This is a genomic window from Planktothrix tepida PCC 9214, from assembly GCF_900009145.1.
In the GTDB taxonomy this organism is placed as follows: domain Bacteria; phylum Cyanobacteriota; class Cyanobacteriia; order Cyanobacteriales; family Microcoleaceae; genus Planktothrix; species Planktothrix tepida.
The window spans coordinates 121,711-142,608 of record NZ_LN889782.1; the positions used below are offsets into that span (position 1 = coordinate 121,711).

At 36.9% G+C, this 20,898-nt stretch carries 18 protein-coding genes; 10 read left to right on the forward strand and 8 right to left on the reverse strand.

The window, feature by feature from the left end:
• The first annotated feature begins 231 nt into the window (after positions 1-231).
• Complete coding sequence (locus PL9214_RS03625; RefSeq protein WP_072717481.1) at positions 232-1,305, forward strand: glycosyltransferase family 4 protein; 1,074 nt, start codon at positions 232-234, stop codon at positions 1,303-1,305.
• A 111-nt stretch (positions 1,306-1,416) separates the two neighbouring features.
• On the opposite strand, the gene PL9214_RS03630 is transcribed toward PL9214_RS03625, so the two are convergent.
• Positions 1,417-2,157, reverse strand: coding sequence for a calcium-binding protein (locus PL9214_RS03630; protein WP_072717483.1), 741 nt, complete (start codon positions 2,155-2,157; stop codon positions 1,417-1,419).
• 102 nt (positions 2,158-2,259) lie between these two features.
• Complete coding sequence (locus PL9214_RS03635; protein ID WP_139294959.1) at positions 2,260-3,060, reverse strand: alpha/beta hydrolase family protein; 801 nt, start codon at positions 3,058-3,060, stop codon at positions 2,260-2,262.
• Positions 3,061-3,082: 22 nt separating this feature from the next.
• Between PL9214_RS03635 and PL9214_RS03640 the strand changes: the two genes are divergently transcribed.
• Positions 3,083-4,003, forward strand: coding sequence for an IS5/IS1182 family transposase (locus PL9214_RS03640; protein ID WP_072717485.1), 921 nt, complete (start codon positions 3,083-3,085; stop codon positions 4,001-4,003).
• 59 nt (positions 4,004-4,062) lie between these two features.
• On the opposite strand, the gene PL9214_RS03645 is transcribed toward PL9214_RS03640, so the two are convergent.
• Positions 4,063-5,271: a hypothetical protein gene (locus tag PL9214_RS03645; RefSeq protein WP_072717486.1), complete on the reverse strand. Its 1,209-nt coding sequence runs from the start codon at positions 5,269-5,271 to the stop codon at positions 4,063-4,065.
• A 322-nt stretch (positions 5,272-5,593) separates the two neighbouring features.
• Here PL9214_RS03645 and PL9214_RS03650 point away from each other — a divergent pair, with 322 nt between their 5' ends.
• Positions 5,594-6,091 carry a helix-turn-helix domain-containing protein gene (locus PL9214_RS03650; RefSeq protein ID WP_072717487.1) on the forward strand — a complete coding sequence of 166 codons (498 nt, stop codon included), beginning with the start codon at positions 5,594-5,596 and terminating at the stop codon, positions 6,089-6,091.
• Positions 6,092-6,199: 108 nt separating this feature from the next.
• On the opposite strand, the gene PL9214_RS03655 is transcribed toward PL9214_RS03650, so the two are convergent.
• The 5 genes from PL9214_RS03655 to PL9214_RS03675 form a co-directional block, all read right to left on the reverse strand.
• Entirely contained in the window at positions 6,200-6,508 is a 309-nt protein-coding gene (locus PL9214_RS03655; protein WP_072717489.1) for a type II toxin-antitoxin system RelE/ParE family toxin, read from the reverse strand.
• A gap of 2 nt (positions 6,509-6,510) precedes the next feature.
• Positions 6,511-6,768, reverse strand: a complete 258-nt coding sequence (locus PL9214_RS03660; RefSeq protein WP_072717490.1) for a ribbon-helix-helix domain-containing protein — start codon at positions 6,766-6,768, stop codon at positions 6,511-6,513.
• 320 nt (positions 6,769-7,088) lie between these two features.
• A complete protein-coding gene (locus PL9214_RS03665; RefSeq protein ID WP_072717491.1) occupies positions 7,089-9,320 on the reverse strand; it encodes a hypothetical protein in 2,232 nt (743 codons plus the stop codon).
• A 6-nt stretch (positions 9,321-9,326) separates the two neighbouring features.
• Positions 9,327-11,243 carry a GtrA family protein gene (locus PL9214_RS03670; RefSeq protein WP_245824166.1) on the reverse strand — a complete coding sequence of 639 codons (1,917 nt, stop codon included), beginning with the start codon at positions 11,241-11,243 and terminating at the stop codon, positions 9,327-9,329.
• A 6-nt stretch (positions 11,244-11,249) separates the two neighbouring features.
• Complete coding sequence (locus PL9214_RS03675) at positions 11,250-12,926, reverse strand: hypothetical protein (RefSeq protein ID WP_072717494.1); 1,677 nt, start codon at positions 12,924-12,926, stop codon at positions 11,250-11,252.
• Positions 12,927-13,184: 258 nt separating this feature from the next.
• On the opposite strand from PL9214_RS03675, the gene glmM reads away from it, so the two are divergent.
• The 7 genes from glmM to accA all read left to right on the forward strand — a co-directional run bounded on the left by glmM (position 13,185) and on the right by accA (position 20,878).
• Positions 13,185-14,660, forward strand: a complete 1,476-nt coding sequence (gene glmM, locus PL9214_RS03680) for a phosphoglucosamine mutase (protein WP_072717495.1) — start codon at positions 13,185-13,187, stop codon at positions 14,658-14,660.
• A 184-nt stretch (positions 14,661-14,844) separates the two neighbouring features.
• A complete protein-coding gene (gene hpsL / locus PL9214_RS03685) occupies positions 14,845-16,461 on the forward strand; it encodes a hormogonium polysaccharide biosynthesis protein HpsL (RefSeq protein WP_072717496.1) in 1,617 nt (538 codons plus the stop codon).
• 92 nt (positions 16,462-16,553) lie between these two features.
• Positions 16,554-17,543, forward strand: coding sequence for a hormogonium polysaccharide biosynthesis glycosyltransferase HpsN (hpsN, locus tag PL9214_RS03690; protein WP_072717497.1), 990 nt, complete (start codon positions 16,554-16,556; stop codon positions 17,541-17,543).
• An 85-nt stretch (positions 17,544-17,628) separates the two neighbouring features.
• Positions 17,629-18,801, forward strand: a complete 1,173-nt coding sequence (gene hpsO / locus PL9214_RS03695) for a hormogonium polysaccharide biosynthesis glycosyltransferase HpsO (protein ID WP_072717498.1) — start codon at positions 17,629-17,631, stop codon at positions 18,799-18,801.
• 205 nt (positions 18,802-19,006) lie between these two features.
• Complete coding sequence (locus PL9214_RS03700; protein WP_072717499.1) at positions 19,007-19,498, forward strand: hypothetical protein; 492 nt, start codon at positions 19,007-19,009, stop codon at positions 19,496-19,498.
• A 23-nt stretch (positions 19,499-19,521) separates the two neighbouring features.
• Complete coding sequence (locus PL9214_RS31110; RefSeq protein WP_186440292.1) at positions 19,522-19,698, forward strand: hypothetical protein; 177 nt, start codon at positions 19,522-19,524, stop codon at positions 19,696-19,698.
• A 199-nt stretch (positions 19,699-19,897) separates the two neighbouring features.
• On the forward strand, positions 19,898-20,878 hold the full coding sequence (accA, locus tag PL9214_RS03705) for an acetyl-CoA carboxylase carboxyl transferase subunit alpha (protein WP_072717500.1): 981 nt from the start codon (positions 19,898-19,900) through the stop codon (positions 20,876-20,878).
• Positions 20,879-20,898: the final 20 nt, after the last annotated feature.

The following is a 20,898-nucleotide window of genomic DNA, read 5'->3' on the forward strand; positions in this document are numbered from 1 at the left end:
TATTGAATAGATTAAGATTTTGACTATATTCTTCTGGATTAATAGATGAAATCAGGAAGATGAGTTGATTTTAGCAGCGTCATCATCATGGGTGAAAAATCTTCATTGTTTTAGGGTCTTAAAAGGGATATTAAAGCGGATGTTTGCAATGGTGAAAGATATTGTAATCCAATGAGCCTTAAAAAAAAGGTATAATAAATCAATAAATCTTGTAAATTCCACCCTAAATCAATGACTCATTCGTTGCTGATTAATTTATCATTTTTAATTCCTGAACCTACAGGAATATCTGTTTATGCAAGTCATATTTTACCTGCTTTAAAGCCCCTTAAACTCCTATTATTAGTTTCTCAAGAAAAACCGGGTTATTCTTGCTATTCTGTTCCGAATAATATGACTCCTGACCAAGGAACAAAAGGACATCTGAGACGGTTACTTTGGACACAGTTTAAACTTCCTCAAATTTATCAACAATTAAAGGGAAATTTGATATTTTCTCCTATTCCAGAAGCCCCGTTATATTGTGGGTGTCGGTCGATTGTCATGGCTCATGATTTAATTCCGTTACGGTTTCCGAGGCGAGGATCTCGGTTAACTGCTTATTTTAAATATTATATTCCCCTTGTATTATCCCAAGCCGAACATATTGTCTGTAATTCTATCTCAACGGCTCAAGATTTAGTTAATTTTTTTGACATTCCTGAACAAAAAATAACACCTATTCCCCTCGCATATAATCCGCAGAGATTTCAATTTTTAGATTTGCCAACTCGTAATTATTTCCTTTATATTGGTCGTCATGATGCTTATAAAAATCTATCTCGATTAATTAATGCTTTTTCTAAGTTAAAACATTTATCCGAATATGAATTATGGTTCGCTGGCCCAACGGATGAAACCTATACACCTGAACTCAAAAAGCAGGTTCAAGACTTAGAATTAACTCAACAGGTGAAGTTTTTAAATTATGTTCCTTTTGAACAATTAATACCCATGATTAATCAAGCCATTGCTGTTGTTTTTCCTAGTCTTTGGGAAGGGTTTGGTTTCCCGGTTTTAGAAGCAATGGCTTGTGGGACTCCTGTGATTACTTCTAACCTTTCTTCTTTACCTGAAGTGGGGGGAAATGCAGCATTATATGTTAATCCTTATCAAGTAGAAGAAATTACAGAAGCGATGGAAACTCTAGCAAATAATACAGAAATGCGATCGCATTTAAGACAATTAGGATTAGAACAAGTTAAACAATTTAGTTGGGAAAAAACAGGACAAAAAACAGCAAAAGTGATTCAACAATATTTATAATATCTCTCGTTGCTAGGTTCAACCTAGCAATACCACTTTGCAGGCTCCGCCTGTTCTTAAGAGGAGACAGAGCCTTGGTTTCCAGTTCCTAGGTAGAACCAGAGAAAAAGATTATAAACTATTGCTAGAAACAGGAGTAGTAGGGATATCAGGAATACCAGGGATATCAGGAATACTAGGGATATCAGGAATTACATTTGTAGTTGTTGCCCCAAAACTAGCAGCCGTCAAATTACTAACAGAAATATTATTAATTTGGGCTAATTGTTCTCCTGTGCTTTGAACAATAACTAGGGTATTTACTGATGAGGGTTGCAACAGAATATCATTAAATGTCACGCCGTCAGGCAGTTTAATAATATCAATGTTATTTTCAAAATCAGTAATTACATCTAAACCGCCATCTGTAACTAAAACAAAGGTATCTTTTCCCGTTCCTCCTGTCAATGTATCATTATCTTTGTCTCCTGAAAGAATATCATCTCCGGCATCTCCAAACAATTGATCACTATTTTTTCCCCCATATAAACTATCGTTACCTTCTCCTCCTCTAACAATATCTTGATCTAAATCTCCTGCTAAGAAATCATTCCCACTTCCTCCATCGAGAATATCATCTTGTTTGCCACCTCTAAGGGTATCACTTCCTCCATTTCCAATTAAGGAATCTAAACCCGTATTTCCATTAATAAATTCACTATTTTCTGAACCGATAACAGTATCATTTCCATCCAGAGCTAATACACCACCAGGGTAATTGTTTAGTTGTCCAGAAGATAGAATAATTGATTCTGCGGTGTTATCTCCAACTAGGAAAGATATACCGTTTTGATTGCTTGGTTGTAGTGCCATAGTTATTCAACATTAAAACAAAATTTTTTCAATTTATTGTAGAGTGAGCCATGCCAAACTTATGTTAAATGACATAAGTAGAGTTCCTCTTATTTTTTTTAACTAATACGCAACAAGAGCACCATTGTCTAATCGAAAAGAACTATCGATAGACCATGTATTAGATGATTTTTCACCACTTAATGTAGCTTCATATTCATTGTAATTAAACCAATTATCTTCAACAGACCAAGGTTTATCATTCCCATTCATTCGATCTAAGCTAAAAAGTTTTCCAAAAGTTGGAAATTCTTTATTTATTAAACTTGCAAAAAAGCCCATGACATCATTGTGTTGATCGTTAGTTCCTGTAAGGTTAATGGCAAAAGACTCATCGGCTGTTTTAGCTACATAATCATTCCCAAGCAGACTACTTTTGAATGCCCAAGACCACTCTGAAACATCCTCAAATTTACCAGCAGGACTGTATCCAGCTAGATCACTAGCTGGATCTAAAGCAACAAATTTATTTACACCTCCTAATCGATTTGCAATTTCCCATCCCACATAAGAACCAAAGCTCTGACCGACTATATTGATGTTGTCCTTAGATATTCCCCATTCATTCAACTTGTTTTTTACAACTTCTGCTACATTTGGAATCCAACCAGCAACATCGGGAATCCACTTTCCATTATCTTTGGTAATTTCACTCCAATCAACCATAAGGACTTGATCATTTTGTTGGTATCCGTCAATTGATTGAGGTAATCCTTGATCTGCTACGTTCCCTGGATCATGCCCAAATCCATGAATAACTAACCATGTTGGTCGGTTTTGAATATCAGATGAGCCATCAAAACGTTGTATAGTAATTAGACATCTCCAAAATAGAAAAAAGGAGGGGTAAAAAGATGATAAAATTAAATTTTACCCCGGATTAGAGATGAGTAAATTAAGAGACTATCTGGACAAGAATCCCCAGCAAGCAAAAAGGCTATTAGGGATGGAATATGAACAGATGATAGAACTCATTCAAGCTGCGGAGTTATTAGAAGAAGAAAAACGACAGGAAAAAGAAAAAACTAAAATCAGGTTGATTAAAGCAGGTGGGGGTCGTCGGCAGAAATTATCTGTGGAGGAACAAATCTTACTGACTCTAATTTATCTGCATCAAATGCCGACATTTCAAATGTTAGGGTTACAGTTTGAAGTCAGTGAATCAACAGCGAATGATATTTTCCATAACTGGATAAAAATCTTGAGAGAATTACTACCAGCGAGTTTGCTAGAGCAAGTAAAAAAAAACGAGAGTGATTGGGAGTGGGTAGAAAAAATTCTGGTGGAATTTGAGTTAGTAGTAGATAGCTATGAACAGCCCAGGGAAAGACCAACAGACAATGAAGAGCAGAAAAAATATTACTCAGGAAAGAAAAAGACACATACCTTTAAAAATCAAGTCATTGTCATGCCAAATGGAAAAGAAATAGTGGATGTAGCTGTGGGTTATACCGGAGCAACAAGTGATCTGAAATTGTGGAGAGAAAGAAGCCAGGAATTGGGGAATAATCAAAAATACAGAGGGGATAAAGCTTATGTAGGAGAAACAGCAATTAATACACCGTATAAGAAACCGAGGAATCAAGAGATGTCGGCGGAAAAGCGAGAAGAAAATCGGTTAAAAGCCCAACAAAGGATTGTAGTTGAACATTTAATAAGACTGATAAAAATTTATCGAGTTGCTTCAGAAAGATTTCGGTTAAAGAGGCAAAATTATGAAGCAGTAATCTTGACAGTATGTGGATTAATAAGATGGCGAATAGGAGCGATTGTATTACCATCTAAGAATTGCCCAGAATTCTTTTGAGAAATAATTGTATATCAGAGATAAAATTCATTAGTTATTATTAATGTGACTGAAAAAGCCTATGAATCCGTTACTTTTGGAGAAGCCGGCACAGGAGTGCTAGAGATTCCAAAAGTAGCGATAGAGGGCATTTGGAGATTTTCGGAGATGTCTATTGGATATGATTCTGAGCCTTTAGTAACGGTTGCTGAATTAGATATTGTTGTTGCTGAATCAGGTATTGTCGGCTCCCAAGAAATATCAACACTAGCATTACCTGTTACATCATAAGACCAAAAATCAACCCGATAAGTACCAGTTTGATCAGGGGTAAAGTTATACTCTTTGGCTTGCGGGTTATTATCGTCATACTGCTGCCATAAGTATTTGTTTTGTACTGTGTCATAAGGTGTAATAACACCGTTTAGTGTCAACTTTTGATCTTTAGGTCGAGCGGTTACTATAATTCCGTTATCTGCATTAACTGTAAATTTGTAAGTCTTTCCGGCTTCAAAATCAGCGTATGCAGCACCCTGCACAGCAAAATAGTCAGAGTTATTACCATCAGAAATGTTACTATCGTCAAAAGGAGATCCAAGACCCCAATTAATATAAATACCGTCCTTACCATCGGGTCGATTCCCCTTTTGAATCGTGTTACCATTTGGTTGATACCAAAAATCAGATTCCTTGTTCCTCCAGTCATCATAACGCCAAACGTTCCAGTCGGATTGCAGATTCATTTCGAGAACAACATTTTCTCCATCCAGTATCACAACAGCCGCATCATCATCAGTCTTTAACGTTTGAATTTGTTCAGGACTTAATACTTTACCTTGAACAATATTGCTAAAAATTTCGCCTTCATCCCCAAGAGAATCGCTAGAATTAAGTCGAGGATCAATAGAATGTCCAATTTCTTCTAAAACTACGCTGACAGCCTGATTAACGTTGCTACCTGTCAAAATATCTTTAGCTAGGTAAATTTGATTTGTAGCCTCTGCAAACCCGCCAGAAGACCCATTAATATCGGCTGAAGCGACAATTTTAATCGGGGCAAGGGTGCTAAAATTTCCTGTAAGCCATTCTGTGGCTAAGGTTTGTGCCTTCTGGATATCCCAAGTGTCGCCAAAAGGGAGCTTCAGTTGTTCAACGAAAGTGGGATCACTCGCAAACAGTTGGAGTTGCTGATAGACTTTGGGCATCACCTGTTCTGCTAAAAAAGCGTTAGTCTCCGCTAAAGATGTGATAGCGTTGGCTGATGTAGGGTTAGGATTAACTTCAAACATGGTAGATTCTCTGGCTAGGTAAAAACTAATCAAACGTTCAAAATTGAAATGTATTATTTCTGCTATCGATGGCTAAGTAGCGACTTTTACGCCAAACCTCAGTATGGGTTACAAAAGTTTACGTTCTGATTGGATCAACTCATATCTTTTCCGTCCTAAAAACTGCCTATTCATAGGGAATTGGCTTTTAGTTTTAGGGTTTTCTCGATCATTAATGTTTTAGCGGGTTAGTTTTAGAATATACCCGTCTAAACTATGACACAACTAATAAAAGCTAGTATTTTACGCTATGCTTACGTTAGTCAAATCATCCAGATCAACCATGAATACTAAAGATGAGATGTTTTCTGAGGCTAGTAACTTTTGGGATTTACAAAAACTGTATCAAGACCTAGAAGCAGTAAAACGGCTATTGTCCCCACGTTCTCGACAGGGGTTAACTGAAACGGAAAAACTTTATCTGAGGGGACTATTGTGTGGTTATAGTCCGGCCGAAATTGCTAAAAAACTATTTCAAAGTCCTAAAAGCGTGGAAGTTTACCTTTGTAAAACGTTATATCCTTATTTAAAAAATCTTTTAGATGTTCCCTCTGAAGTTGGAAATTGGCGTAATATTTGTAACTGGTTAAATGATGCAGGTTATAAAAAGTTATCTTCAGGAGAAAACTTATTCAATAATTCATTACCTCAAGAAGCTTTGGTTAAAATAATAGGAATTAATATACATAAAGAAAATACTATTTCAATTGATATTAACCTTCAACTTCATTTCCCCTCGAATCTAAAGGGTGATGAATCTAAAAATAATATTGATGAATAATAAGCGGTTAATGAGGAGGTTATCAATTACTGGGGATTAAGCCCTGAAGGGCTTACTACGTTTAAAAAGTCCGATTTCAATTTACTAGAAACTGGATGTTTTCAATTTTCATGTTTCATCTCCAAATTCTTCAAACAAAGCTTTTAAATCTCTTCTTCCATAAGCTACACGGACAATATCAATTCCATCTTTACGGGGATAATAAAACACAATATAGTCATCAACAATGAAGCCACGCAGATCAGATCCAATCCAAGAATAGTCTTTACCCATATTGGGAAAACTAGAGACTAACTTACATTTTTGTCGAATAGTATCAAACAGTTTACTGGCAGCTTTAACATTAGTTTGACCAATAAATTCACAAATTTCATTGATGTCTTTAACTGCCAGTTCTGAGAAAAAGTAACTACCCATCTTTAACGTTCTTCCATAGAATTTAACTTTTCTTGTAATTGTTGAAAAACTAATTCACCATCAACGACTTTTCCTTCACGAATTTGCTGTGTTCCCTCAGCAATTTTTTGCCTGAGTTCAATCAGTTGCTTTTCTCTTTGATCATGTTGATCTAAAAGTTGAAAGGCTACAGTTAATAAATCATCCACACTTTTATATTTACCTTGTTGTAATTTTTCAAGAATAAATTTTTCTTGATCTGGCTTGATTGCAATCTGCATTTTTATCTCCTTGTCTTTAAAATTAATTGATAACAACTAGCAAGGTTAGATTCTCAATTTTGAGTTTTGGATTAAATCACCTAACAGATATATTAACATAAATATCAAAAACCGTAGTAAGCCCTTCAGGGCTTTCTCCATTAAAGTAATCCCAAATTTTAATAAAAATTATTTGAAATCCCTAAATGTTTGCTACAAATTCCCCCCTGTAGAGACGTTGCATACAACGTCTCTACAGGCGGTTAGAGGGGTTCATCTTTAGCAATTATATAAGGTTTCATATTATTTGAAAGAGTGGGAAGCAAGCCCAAAAACGGAGGTTAGAGGATAATTTCTAAATTAAAACTCTTTCCAATTTGAGTGAGTTGATTGTTTTGAGTGTCATAACTCCAGACTTTCATCTGATGGTTTCCTGGGGGTAAAATTGCTGTAGGAACTCGAATCATCCAGCCTGATTTTTCATATTTGGGATTAGATAAAACTTGAACTACATCGGGTCTAGGAATATTGACTTGACCGACAGCAATTAATTGATTGTTTTCTCCTAAACTTAAATAAACTGCATCCGCAGGTTTTGATTGTTTAGGAAGAATTGACCACCCACTAAGGGATAAATCATCGCGTTGATGAATGGGTTGAGTGGGAATAGATTCTATATTACCATTTAACGTTTGAGTTTGAGTAAATTTTAACGGTTGATTATTGCGTTTCCAAAACCAATGAGATTGAATGGTTTTATAAGGTTTATAGGTGGTTAAAACGTTTTGATAAATTAAAGAAGCGGATTCAGATTTTAAAATGAGATCCCAAGGATTTTGATACCATAATTCATTGGTTAATAATATAATATTGGGTTTTATTTCGTTTAATTCTTGAATGACTTGCTGTTGTGCAACAGTCGGTTTAGCATAGAGAACATAACCGTATTTAGAACAGGAAGGTTTATTAAATAAATAATACCATAATCCTTCAGAAGTTAAGGTATAAAAGCAAGATTGTTGATCAATTTCAGGTTTGAGAGTTTTCCACGCTTCTAAATAATCTGGTTTTAACAGTTTTTGATCAGAAGTTGATAAAGCGTCAGGAAGTTGAGTGAATTTTTCCATCCCCTTAACCAGATTAAAACTGGGTTCTGTTAAGATAATTATAGTCAAAATCAGAAGCATTAATATCTGTTCAATGGGAGTTATATTAAATTGAGATAACTGCGATTCTATTTTGTTTTTATAGCCTATATAAATTAGATAAAATGCTAAAAAAGCCGTTATTAATGCACCATGATAGGCGTGTCCTATATCGCTTCTATCGAGAGTAATTCTCATGTAAACGGATGCAGCAGTTAGGAGTAAAATAATCAGATAATTGTTTTGGATAAAAGAACGAAATTTAAACTCATGATTTTTGAAGTCTAAGAGGAGATAAACTAAAACCGCACTTTGAACAAACATCGATAACCAGAAATTCTGTGAAGTCCAAGTGAGTTCTAAGGGAGGAAGGGGAATAAAGGAAATATAGCGTCCGTATTTTCCCCAATATAAAACTTGAGAGATAATAGCATTAATTTGATCAAAACCTAAGAGGATTAAACTAAGGATAGAAACAAGAATAATTCCAACGAGTGAACCTCTGAACCATAAAATAGTTGTTTTTTTAGGTAAAAATAATGATAAAATAGAAGCACATAAATAAACCGCTATAAAATATATTGCTCGATCATAAATATAGAAAAAACTACTGGGAATTGATGCTCCAATTAAAACCGATAACCATTGTGCTTGGTTTGTTCGCGTTTCAGCTATTCTAAAAAACCGTAAGGTTAAGGCTAATTGAATAATAAAACTGGTTCCTCTGCGTCCATCGAATTTATAAAAAATTCCATCGAAAACACAAAATAAAATACAGGATATCAAAAATATTTTTAATCTATTTTTATGAATGTTAGCTAAATTAATTAATTCCCACAATATCCAAAAATAGCCTAAACAGGTGATCACATTTTCTAAGTTAACAAATAACCGAGTTAAAGCGATTCCATTATCTTGAGTGGCGAGATTTGTAGCTAACCAACTGGGAAGAACATCAACGCCATACCCATGAATTAAAATAGTATTGATAAAGGGTTTTGGAAGTTGTAGAAAGTTAGGTAAAAAGCCTAAAAATTCTCCTTCATGAAACGAATCCTTTAAGGTTGAATTAATTCTAAATTGGTTAAAAGGAGTATTAATTAACCAAGTCAGGAGTAAAATAGAACTGACTCCTATCCAAGTATAACGATGGTTAATAACCTCTAAAATTGCTGTTATTGGTTTTTGCTTGAGGTTTAAAACCAAAGTAGCAATTAAGGGGGGAGTCAGAAGTAAAATAATATATTTGAGATAGTCTGTATAGGGACTAATATTCTCAATACTGGCTAAAGAAATTACCCCAGTTTGATTATTTCCAAAAGGGATTTTAATGGAATTGACCCAAGGAACTAGAATTAACCAAGTCGCTAAAGTAATCACGAAAATAGCGGTTAAATTAACCTTAGCTTGTTGTTTTTGTTCAGACATTGTTAATTAAGATTGCAGTTCAGAAACTTGATTAGATGATTGATTTTGGGATGAAAAGGAATACAATTTATGTCCGGTAAAACTAATCATAGCGACACAAGCAGCACTCGCTAAACGAGATAGGGTTGGATGCCAACCTAATTCATTTATTAACAGTTGTAATAGCCCTAAATTAGCTAATAAACTATTTAAAGCAACCGTCGCAAACACGCCATATTGGACAAACCAATTTTTCCAATACACTCCAAATACAAACCGACGACTTAACCAAAAGTTGGTACTTAATCCCAAAAAATAACTAATTCCTAATGCAAAAACATACCATAATCCCGACTGGATGAGAATCGAAAAAACGAGAACATCAACAACCGTAGCCGCGCCGCCTGTGAATAAATAGCCGCCAAATTCTCGTAAAGTTTTTAAGGTTTGACGACGACGGGATAGGCGAGTATTGGTTGCTGCGGTTGTGGCGGCTTCTGCATGAGCTTCTTCCACATATTCACTATCACTATTAACATTCCAGAGGTTATGTTTACCGGGAGTTACAACGTTCTCCGCCGCAAAAATTCCCATTAATAAACTATGGTCTTGATTATTATACTTAAAAGCACCATAGCGTCCCACTAATTGCAAGTTTTGAAAGGTTTGTAAATAGCCTTGAATTTCTGATAAAGCAGACTGGTAATTTCCAGCATAAATAGGATAAGTTCGAGGTAAACGAACAATAAAGCCATCAGAAATTGCTTGATTTTTTAATAATCCAATTTTCCTTAATTCTTTTTCGGCTAATATTCGCAGTTCATCTTCTGGACATTGCCATAAATCATCGCCAAAATTACACCAATATTCACAACACAGGGGGGTTTGTTGAGTATTGGCTAACATTTCTGGCGACCAGTTAGCAAAATTTGTGACTCGTCCAACTTGAACTCTGGGGTCATTAATATATAACCAATTATCAGGAAAAAGATTTCCACCTTCTACCATTAAATACACTAAAATTGTATTTCTAAATTTAAGCGACTTAGCAGCCTCGATAACTTTTTCAGGGGGGGAAGATTGCAGTTGCTGAATAAAATGTGTCAGAGGAATAGAAGAAATCACACCCCCACAAGCAACGGTGTTTTCCTCCTTGGTGATGCGGTTTCTGAGGGTAATATGGGTGACTTGGGAATTTTGATGATGAACTTGAATAACTTCTGTATTTAATAAAATGGGTTGTTGATGTTGTTGTAAATAGTCGGCAATTTTTTCATACAGTTGACCCGAACCCAAACGGGGAAATTGAAACTGGTCTATGAGATTTTTAACTTTTCCATCATTGCCTAAAATAGCATTTTTAATCGCTTTTGATAAGGATAAACCTTTAATTCGTTGTGCAGCCCAATCTGCACTAATTTCTGTACAGGGAATTCCCCATAATTTCTCGGTGTAACCTTCAAAAAATATCTCAGATAGGCGTTTTCCAAATTTATTTTCAACCCATTCTGCAAAGTTATTAGTTTGAGATTTAGGAAATAATCGAACAGCTAAATAGGAGATAATAATTCTGAAAGTTTCAACTAATCCTAATGCAGATAAAACTTGTTTGGCTTTTAAGGGATAACTAAAATATTTTTCCCCATAATAAATCCGAGTCAGACGATTAACCGTAACTTGTTCATCTCCTAAAACCTCATCCCAAAGTTGCAAAACCGGAGCAATTTTTGTATAAAATCGATGGGGGCCGTAATCTAAGATAAAGCCTTGATATTCTATACTTTTAGCTAATCCTCCCACTTGACTATCACGTTCAACGACAACAACGGATTGACCTTGTTTTGTTAATGTATAAGCCGCTGCGAGTCCGGCTGGGCCAGCACCTAAAATATAAATGGGTTCCATCACACCTAATATTATCGTTGGATAAATTGTCTCTATCATACAAGATTAGTTCGATAGTTTAACAAACTGACCCGATGAATACAACAATAAATCCTGAAAACGGCTAGGATTGTTCAAATTTAGGGTGTAGGATTGGGGTTGTACATTGTTGATGTGATAATCTTGAGTGACGACTGTATTTTTGGGCGTGAGAAAAAATGTGGTTTGGGGATTGGATAATTGAAATTGATATTGATTGAGTTGGGGAGAATTAACAAGAATTTTGTCAGTGGGTTCTAGCAGCGTATTCATCATAACCAATAAAATGTTATCGGTATAGAATCTAACTTTTTCAAAGGGTTTATCGGTTGGTTTTTGCTCAAATTGAACGTTAAAGCGATTCTCAGGATCAAAAAGATAAAGACCTTGAATTAATCCGGTTCTGTATACATAAGCTCCTCTATAGTTATCGGGAACACTGGTAATTATAGGTGATTCTATAGGAATTTTTTGCAAACTAGATAATAAACTTTGAGAGAGTTCGCCTGCAAATTTCCAGTTTTGGTTAATAGAATGCAGGGATAATCCTAAACTGACTAATATAATCGAGGATAGAATTAAAGTCAGTTGAAAATTACTCACTAAAATTGTGATCACTAAGGCGATATAAATAGAGGTGAAACTAGAAGCCCAATATAAATAACGTTCTCCTTGGGTATCAAAGGGAGAGACAGAAACATTAATAGCGGGTAAAACACAAATCCAAAATCCGACAATGAGTAAAATTAAGGTTTGAGGAATTTGAGAGTTTAGTTGATGTTTATAATAACTTAAAAGGAAAACCAATAAAGAAATTAAAATAATGCCTATAAAATCTATAATCCAGACGGTAAAACTAGAAGCGTTAAATTGAGGAGGTAAAAAGCTACGAGGGGGATAAATAATTAAATTGTATAAAATTTGAATGGGATTAAACTGAAGATGAATACCTTTTCCATATCCCCCGATAAAGGTTCCTAACTTTAGATATCGGCAAACAAAATAAAACCCTAAGAATATTACATAAAATGAAACGATTGTCAAGAGTTTATTCAAAGTTCGAGGTTTTTCTTGTAAATATTGGTAGAGTTCATAGGCTAAAATTAACCCTGGAAAACTGACAATTGATTCCTTACACAATAACGCGGCTAAAAAGGCGGCTAAAGATATCCATAATTGTAAGGGTTGATAAAATTGTTTAAAGGTTAAATAAGTTGAAAAGGACAATAAGGCAAAAAACGTAGCAATAACATCCGTCCGAGCAGAAATCCAAGAAACAGCTTCTGAATGGGAAGGTAATAATAGAAAAATAAATCCAGCAAAATACGGAATAAATCGTTTTAATTTTAATTCTAATCTTAAATTTAAACTTAATAAATAGGTGATTCTTCCCACCAAAAAAGAATTTCCTAAATGAAAGCCAAAATTAGTGAGATGGTAGCCAAAAGCATTTAACCCCCAAATTTGATAATCTAAAAAACTAATTAATCCCAATAAAGGTCTAAAAAATAACGATTGACCGTGTTGTTGATTCATCCATAATCCCAACGGCCCTAATTTAGACAATAAGGCAATTAAAACAAAATCATCTGAGAGAAAAAAACTATTAAAAATGTTAGAATAAGCCATCACCCCCGTTAGGGTAATAATTCCCATTAAAATCATTGAATAACGATAGACTTTAGAGAAAGATTTTGTCTTCATTACCGTGCTAAAATTTAGGCAAGCCTATTTGAGGTAGGTTTATTTAGTATCGAGTTTGGAGGTGTTCCTGTCAAGCCATTAATCTGTCTAACACTATTGAAACGTTTGGTAAAATATAAATTTTCAACGCATAGTATTAAATGAGTGAATTTTTTACCTCGTCATTGTACATATCTTTGGCTAAAAGACTTCACCTCCGTTTCTGACGTGCTATGCTCCACAAAGAGTGTGTGAATATATTTAAGAAGAGTGAATTTTATGGTCGCAATACCCCCTCAAACCCAGAACTTAAGTTCTTTCCAAAAAGAAGTCAACACCGCCCAACCTCGAACCATATCTCATTTCGGCTTTACCGATCAAGTTGGGGAACTCCCCAGCACCCCCCTATTTGGAACCGATGGTATCCGGGGACGGGTTGGAGGACTCCTGAGTGCCCCTCTGGCTTTACAAGTGGGCTTCTGGGCGGGTCAAGTTTTACGACAACAAGCCCAGCATCCCGGCCCGGTCATTTTAGGCCAAGATACCCGCACCTCTGGCAATATGTTAGCAATGGCCCTTTCTGCCGGATTAATTGCAGCCGGGTTAGAAGTCTGGCACATTGGAGTTTGTCCCACACCGGGAGTCGCTTATTTAACCTCCCAGTCTGAAGCCCTGGGTGGAGTGATGATTTCCGCCAGCCACAACCCCCCAGAAGACAACGGAATTAAATTTTTTGGAAAAGATGGTACAAAACTATCCACCGCCCTACAACAGCAAATAGAAGCCGGAATTAGAGGAAATGCCGATTTTCCGATTGTTTATAGTGACTGCGGCCAGCACTATTACCGTCCAGAACTGATTCAACAGTATGCCCAATCTCTACATGGGCCGTTACTCCCCCTCACCAATTTACACCGAATGCGGGTGGTTTTAGATTTAGCTTGGGGCGCCGCCGTTCCCCTCGCCGCCCAAGTATTCACAGAAATGGGGGCTGAGGTGATTTGTCTCCATGATCAACCCAATGGCCATCAAATTAACGTTAATTGTGGGTCTACCCATTTACAACAGCTACAACAAGCAGTTTTAGAATATAATGCCGATATTGGATTTGCCTTTGATGGAGATGCAGATCGAGTTTTAGCGGTTGATGGTCAAGGGCGGGCTGTTGATGGAGATTATATTCTGTATTTTTGGGGCCAAACCCTCAGCCAAGCCGAACAACTCCCCGACAATTTAATTATTTCAACGGTAATGGCTAACCTCGGTTTTGAACGAGCTTGGCAACAGTTCGGGGGCCAATTGATTCGTACCCCCGTCGGCGACCAACACGTTCACGCTGAAATGAAACGCACCGGGGCGATGTTAGGGGGTGAACAGTCGGGACATATTCTCTGTCACCATTATGGAATTAGTGGGGATGGGTTACTGACGGCTTTACATTTAGCAGCCTTAGTCAAACGTTCCGGTCAATCTTTAGCAGAATTAGTCAATCAAAGTTTCCAAACCTATCCCCAACTGTTAAAAAATATCCGAGTTGAAGATGTGTATCAACGCCGTCATTGGCAAGAGTGTGAACCATTGATGAAAACCATTGAAACCGCAGAAGCTGCGATGGGAAATCAAGGCAGAATTTTGGTTCGTGCATCAGGAACAGAACCCCTGATTAGAGTTATGGTAGAAGCAAAGAGTGCAGATTTAGCCGACTATTGGGCAAATCAGTTAGTATTAGTCGTTCAGCAACATTTAGCCGTTTAACGTTTTTTAAATACAGACTTTATCGCTGGTCAGGAAGAGTTCGATTATCGCACCATCCGCCAGCGATTTCGTTTGTTGTTTTTCCACAGCCCCTTAAAACTTGATCTATAATGAAGGCTAAATTTATAGCATCTATTTTTTTAATCCCTAACAAATAACTTCTGACTCCTAACTCTTAACTCCAATGGTTACAAAAGCCAAAAAAAAGCGAAAGAAGGTTAAAAAAAAAGCTAAAGCCAAAAAACCTACATTAAGTAAACAAGAAATTAAACTTCGCCAAAAGCAACGAGTAAAAGCGATTCAAAAAGTTATTTCTTCATCATCAGGAATTATCACAACGGCTGTTGTTGTGGGAGCGATTTTATTTGTGGTTGCTGGCCCTAAATTAGCGATCGCCGGGGGAGGAGGAATTTTAGTGGTTTCCCTATCCTATCTTTACCCAGATATGGCATTATGGGGATTTTTAATTTACCTCCCCTTTAATGGCACAGTTACCTATTGGATTGGGGGAGGAAGCCCCATTTTTCAACTCGCTAAAGATGGCTTTTATTTTCCAGCCTTATTTGCCAAATATAAGGAATGGAAACGCAAAGGAATGCCCATGATTGTTCCTAAAGCCTTAAAGCAACCTTTGATGGTACTTCTTGCCATCTGTGGTTTAACGTTACTCTTAGTTAATGGATTACAACAACTCAAACCCGAAGGCGGCGACAAACCCATTTTGCTCGGACTTATGGGGTTAAAATCCTTTATTGGATACTTGCCATTAATTACCTGTTCTTACTACCAAATTAAAGGAAAAAAAGAACTCTTATTTTTAACTCGTTTAACCTTGGTTTTAGCCATCATTTGTTGTGTTTTAGGAGTCATTCAATATCAAATGCTGGCTAGTGGTCGTTGTAAAGGAACCGGTGACCTCACCGGAGATGATTTATTTAAAGCTACCATTGATGCTAAATGTTTTGTGGGCGGATCTTTAGTCTTTAGTCCCTCCCAAAATATGATTCGTTTACCGGGAACTTTTGTGGCACCTTGGCAATGGGCTTGGTTTTTAATTGCTAATGCTTTTTTTACCTTTGCGAGTGCTTTTAGTGATCCATCTCCCCTCTGGCGAACAATGGGTTTAGTCGGAATGGCACTGGTATTTGTAAATGCTGTGATTTCCGGTCAACGAATTGCCTTAGCGTTAGTTCCCGTTGTCACCATTATTCTATTAGTTTTAACTGGACAAGTTGCCAACTTAAAACGATTTCTTCCCATTGTCGCCGGACTCGGTTTAGTATTAGGAATTGCAGCAGCAGCCAGCCCCGCATTTTTGCAAGAACGAATTGATAGTTTTGTCAGTCGTTGGAATGCTTCACCCCCCACCGATTTCATCTCAGAACAGTTTGGAAACAGTAGCGGAGGACAAAAAGGGATTTTAGGAAAAGGGTTAGGACGAGCAACCAATGCAGCTCGCATTTTTGGAAAAACTCAGTTGATTGAAACCTACTATCCTAAAATGATTTTTGAAATAGGGCCAATTGGAGTCGCAGGTTTTCTCTATCTCGTTACAACCATGACTATTGTTGGGTTTAAATCCTATCGTTCTGTGAAAGATAAAAATTTACGGAGTTTTGGGGCTTCTTTTTGGGTTTTTGTGTTAGTCATTAGTTACAATACCTATTATTACCCTCTGGATGTTGATCCAGTTACAGTTTATTATTGGTATTTTGCAGGTGTCCTCTTTAAATTACCCGAAATTGATCGGGAAGAACGGAAAAAACTGATCGAAGCAGGTGAACTTGATCCAGATTCTTAAATCATGATCTGAATCATTCAGTGGGTGCATTGAGAGTAATTTTTTATAAAAACTATCCAATCAACGGTTAAACAATTTAAGGAGAAGAACTCATGAATTTACCCTTAATTTCTGTTATTATTCCAACCTACAACCGAGAACAAGTATTACGAGAAACCTTAGCAGAAGTCTTCAAACAAAATTATCCGAATTTTGAAGTTTTAGTGGTGGATCAAACCCCAACCCACGAACCCGAAACCCAAGCTTATTTAGAAGAATTAGCCCAAGCTAAAAAAATCAAATGGTATCGTTTAGATTGGGCGAGTTTACCCGGTGCTAGAAATTACGCTGTCCGGCGTTCTCAAGGCGATATTCTTTTATTCATTGATGATGATGTTCAACTTCCTGAAGGGTTTTTAATGGCTCATGCTCACAATTATATTCCTGGAGAAACTTCTGCACCCGAAAAGATTGGAGCCGTTGCTGGACGAGTTTTTGATCGTATGAAATTAAGTGATTCCGGTGGAGAATTAACCATTGAAAATTTGCCTCCCGAAGCTTATGATCCTGGCATTGCTTGGTATCATATTGATTTAGTTCATACCATTAAACCTCAACAAGTAATTTCTGCTAGAGGATGTAATATGTCCTTCCGCCGAGAAATTTTTGATCAATTTGGGTTAACCTTTGATGAACGATTTAAAGGCAGTGCGGTGCGAGAAGAATCGGATTTTTGTTTAAGATTAAGACAAACAGGTTATGTGATTTGGTATGACCCGGACGCTTATTTAATTCATTTGGGAGAAGAAGCGGGAGGGTGTCATGATATGAGTACCCGTTCTGTTCAATATCAGATTACCTTTTATCATAATCACTTCTTGATGGGTTTAAAAAACTTAACTCCGGGTCAATGTTTCCGCTTTTTTGCTAAATTATTCGATTGTCATGTTTTAGGTCATCCCCCTTGTAATAAAAGTGGTTCTCCTCTCAAAATTATCAGCCGTTTCTTCTTCTATAAATTAGGCTTACTTAAAGCATTAGGAACCTGGATTACATCCCTTTGGGATCAAGGACAAATTTACACACAACAAGACCATCTATAGTCTCACCTGCTGTTGCTCAATCACAGCAACAGTTTGATCAGAATTATTCACCCGACCCAGAAAACCGTTAATTAGGAGGAAATTAATGAAAATTTTAGTTGCAAGTCATACCTATATTGTTGACTTAAACCGAGAAAAATTCAGAGCCTTAGCTCGTTTACAGCCTAATATCGAAGTAACCCTTGTTGTTCCCAAACGTTGGCGACCCGGAGGGGTTCAAAATAAAATTATTGAGTGTCAATATTTGGATGAAGGGAATTTTAAGGTTGTTCCTGTTTCTAATTTCAGCGAAAATAACCAAGGTTTACTCACCTTTGGCTTGGATTTAGTTTCCCTTTTAAAAACCTTTAATCCGGATATTATTCAAGTTGAACAAGGGTCTAAAGCCTTAACCTATACTCAATTAATTACCTTGAATAACCTTCTGGGTTTAAAAGCAAAAAACGTCTTTTTTACTTGGTGGAATTTGCCTTATGAATTAAAATTTCCCGTTTCTGTGTTAGAATCCTATAACCTAAAATATACCGATGGTATTGTTGTTGGAAATCAAGACGGAAAAGATATTTTAAAACAAAAAGGATATACCAGAAAAATTGAAGTCATGCCCCAATTAGGCGTTGATGAAAACCTGTTTAAACCCGAACCCCAACCCCAATTAAAAGCCGAATTAGGAATTAACCCGGATGAATTTGTTGTCGGGTTTGTGGGGCGGTTTGTTGAAGAAAAAGGATTGATGACTTTAGCAAAAGCCTTAGCTGGGTTAAAAGATTATTCTTGGAAATGGATATTATTAGGTCGGGGGGAATTGCGATCACAACTTTTAGAAATGGCTGAGAATTTAGGATTTAAAAACCGATTAGTTTTAATAGAAAGTGTCCCTCATGATCAGGTACAACGCTATATTAATTTAATGGATACCCTGGTTTTACCCTCAGAAACAACCTACAAATTTAAAACCCTAACGGCTGTGGGGTGGAAAGAACAATTTGGTCATGTTTTAATTGAAGCAATGGCTTGTCAAGTTCCCGTAATTGGTTCTGACTCCGGCGAAATTCCCCACGTTATTTCAGATACAGGATTAATCTTTCCTGAAGGCAATGAACACGCTTTACGAGATGTTCTCAGCCAGTTAATCACACAGCCAGAATTCGCAAAACAGTTAGGACAACGAGGCTATCAACGGGTAATGACGCACTACACTAATACAGCACTGGCTCAAGAATTATTGGCTTTTTATCAGCAACTGCTCACTAATTAAGTTATAGCATTTTAGGAAATTACCTCTAAATGATCTTACCTGAGAATCAGATACAGAGAAGTTAGACTTAAGATAGTTGGTATGAAACTACCATTAGCTTAGTCTAAAACTTGGTATTCTTCATAAAGAATGCTAAAATAAGGCTGTATTCTATATCTCCGTACCTTATGGCCATAATTTTTTGGCAAGGTTGGATAATATTTTAATGTCAAAAGTAAGAATTAATAAGCAGTACAATTTATTATGTTGCATAAAATTTCCTGAATCAAGTTATTATCAAGAAATCAGAATTGTAAATCCTCAAAACTTTAGCAAGGATTTTTTGATTACCTTTGATCGTGTTTTAAATTTAACAGAAATAGATCCTGATTTAGATGAGGAAGAGGAAGATGAGATCTTAAATCCTTCAAATTATGCAATCTCACAATCAGTGGAAAAATTGACCCAACTATATCAAAAATTAAATCAATCTTTTCCTCGTGGTTTCTCCTCTTTGGAAAGTCGAGGAGGAGTTGATTTGATTTGGTCTAATCAAGATTTTGACAAAGAAGTTTGGGTTAAAATTCCTTTTAATAGCCAGCTTGAAGAGTCTGTTTATTATAGAAAAGGCAATGATAGCGAGTTAATTAAGAATCCTTCCTTAGAGAAAGTTTCTGACCTTCTTTTCTGGCTCTCTAATCAGCAACCTATTATTTAGTTAAGCATCTGTGGATAAATTATATGATGATACGATACTGTATCGAGCTATTACAAAAAAAGCCTGATCATGTAAAAATTATTAATGTTCCTAATCCTGAAACCCAGGAAAAAGAAGCAAAAGATATTGCGGCTAAGTTAGCTAAAAGAGCACAGTTGGTTTTAGATTGTTTAGATAATCCTATTATCAATAAAAAGTAGATTCCTATTATATTTAATTATCTCCTTCTTCTCCGTTGATGTTGAGGTTTAACATTACAAATGATTTGGCTTACTCCAAGTTTTGTGAAAAGCTAATAGGCTTTGCTTGGTTGGGTATTTTTGAGGCTTAGGGATCAAACATCCCCGTTTTCAGATAAAATCTTAAAAAAGATTCACCCCTGTAATAGTAAATTTGAGTGTGGCTACTTCCAATCGAAAACCAATTCTCCTTGACTTTGAAAAACCTCTAGTCGAACTAGAAAGCCGTATTGACCAAATTCGTCAATTGGCGAGTGAAAATGGTGTGGATGTGTCCGAAGAAATTCGACAACTCGAAACCCGCGCCAATCAACTACGACAAGAAATTTTCAGTAGTTTATCTCCCCTACAACGGCTACAACTCGCCCGCCATCCCCGACGACCCAGTACCTTAGATTATATTCAGGCGATGACCGATGAATGGATGGAACTCCATGGCGATCGCCGAGGCTATGATGATCCGGCCTTAGTGGGAGGAGTTGCCCGTTTAGGGGGACAACCTGTGATGATTCTAGGCCATCAAAAAGGACGGGATACCAAAGATAATGTCGCCCGTAATTTTGGCATGGCAGCCCCCGGAGGCTATCGCAAAGCTATGCGGTTAATGGAACACGCCAACCGTTTTGGAATGCCCATTCTCACGTTTATTGATACTCCGGGGGCTTGGGCTGGGGTAGACGCGGAAAAACTCGGTCAAGGCGAAGCCATTGCCTATAACCTCCGAGAGATGTTTGATTTAGACGTTCCGATTATTTGTACAGTTATTGGTGAAGGGGGTTCGGGTGGGGCGTTAGGGATTGGAGTTGGAGAAAAACTCCTGATGTTAGAACATTCTGTCTATACCGTCGCCACTCCTGAAGCCTGTGCTGCGATTTTGTGGAAAGATGCGGGTCAAGCACCCCAAGCTGCCCAAGCCCTGAAAATTACCTCCCAAGATCTCAAACAATTAGGCATTATTGATGAAGTTGTATCTGAACCCGATGGGGGAGCCCATAGCAACCCTTTAAAAGCGGCAGAACTGCTCAAAAATGCGCTCTTAAAATCCTTAGCTGAACTCCTTCCTTTAACGTCCCAGCAGCGTCGAGAAATGCGATATCAGAAGTTCAGAAATATTGGGGTTTTTGCCGAAGCCAAAGTTTAACGATCAGATCATACCAGGGA

Excerpts from the sequence above, each read along its gene's own strand:
- PL9214_RS03625 (WP_072717481.1), top strand. The coding sequence starts at position 232 with ATGACTCATTCGTTGCTGATTAATTTATCATTTTTAATTCCTGAACCT.
- PL9214_RS03630 (WP_072717483.1), bottom strand. The coding sequence starts at position 2,157 with ATGGCACTACAACCAAGCAATCAAAACGGTATATCTTTCCTAGTTGGA.
- PL9214_RS03640 (WP_072717485.1), top strand. The coding sequence starts at position 3,083 with ATGAGTAAATTAAGAGACTATCTGGACAAGAATCCCCAGCAAGCAAAA.
- PL9214_RS03645 (WP_072717486.1), bottom strand. The coding sequence starts at position 5,271 with ATGTTTGAAGTTAATCCTAACCCTACATCAGCCAACGCTATCACATCT.
- PL9214_RS03650 (WP_072717487.1), top strand. The coding sequence starts at position 5,594 with ATGAATACTAAAGATGAGATGTTTTCTGAGGCTAGTAACTTTTGGGAT.
- PL9214_RS03655 (WP_072717489.1), bottom strand. The coding sequence starts at position 6,508 with ATGGGTAGTTACTTTTTCTCAGAACTGGCAGTTAAAGACATCAATGAA.
- PL9214_RS03660 (WP_072717490.1), bottom strand. The coding sequence starts at position 6,768 with ATGCAGATTGCAATCAAGCCAGATCAAGAAAAATTTATTCTTGAAAAA.
- PL9214_RS03665 (WP_072717491.1), bottom strand. The coding sequence starts at position 9,320 with ATGTCTGAACAAAAACAACAAGCTAAGGTTAATTTAACCGCTATTTTC.
- PL9214_RS03670 (WP_245824166.1), bottom strand. The coding sequence starts at position 11,243 with ATGATAGAGACAATTTATCCAACGATAATATTAGGTGTGATGGAACCC.
- PL9214_RS03675 (WP_072717494.1), bottom strand. The coding sequence starts at position 12,926 with ATGAAGACAAAATCTTTCTCTAAAGTCTATCGTTATTCAATGATTTTA.
- glmM (WP_072717495.1), top strand. The coding sequence starts at position 13,185 with ATGGTCGCAATACCCCCTCAAACCCAGAACTTAAGTTCTTTCCAAAAA.
- hpsL (WP_072717496.1), top strand. The coding sequence starts at position 14,845 with ATGGTTACAAAAGCCAAAAAAAAGCGAAAGAAGGTTAAAAAAAAAGCT.
- hpsN (WP_072717497.1), top strand. The coding sequence starts at position 16,554 with ATGAATTTACCCTTAATTTCTGTTATTATTCCAACCTACAACCGAGAA.
- hpsO (WP_072717498.1), top strand. The coding sequence starts at position 17,629 with ATGAAAATTTTAGTTGCAAGTCATACCTATATTGTTGACTTAAACCGA.
- PL9214_RS03700 (WP_072717499.1), top strand. The coding sequence starts at position 19,007 with ATGTCAAAAGTAAGAATTAATAAGCAGTACAATTTATTATGTTGCATA.
- PL9214_RS31110 (WP_186440292.1), top strand. The coding sequence starts at position 19,522 with ATGATGATACGATACTGTATCGAGCTATTACAAAAAAAGCCTGATCAT.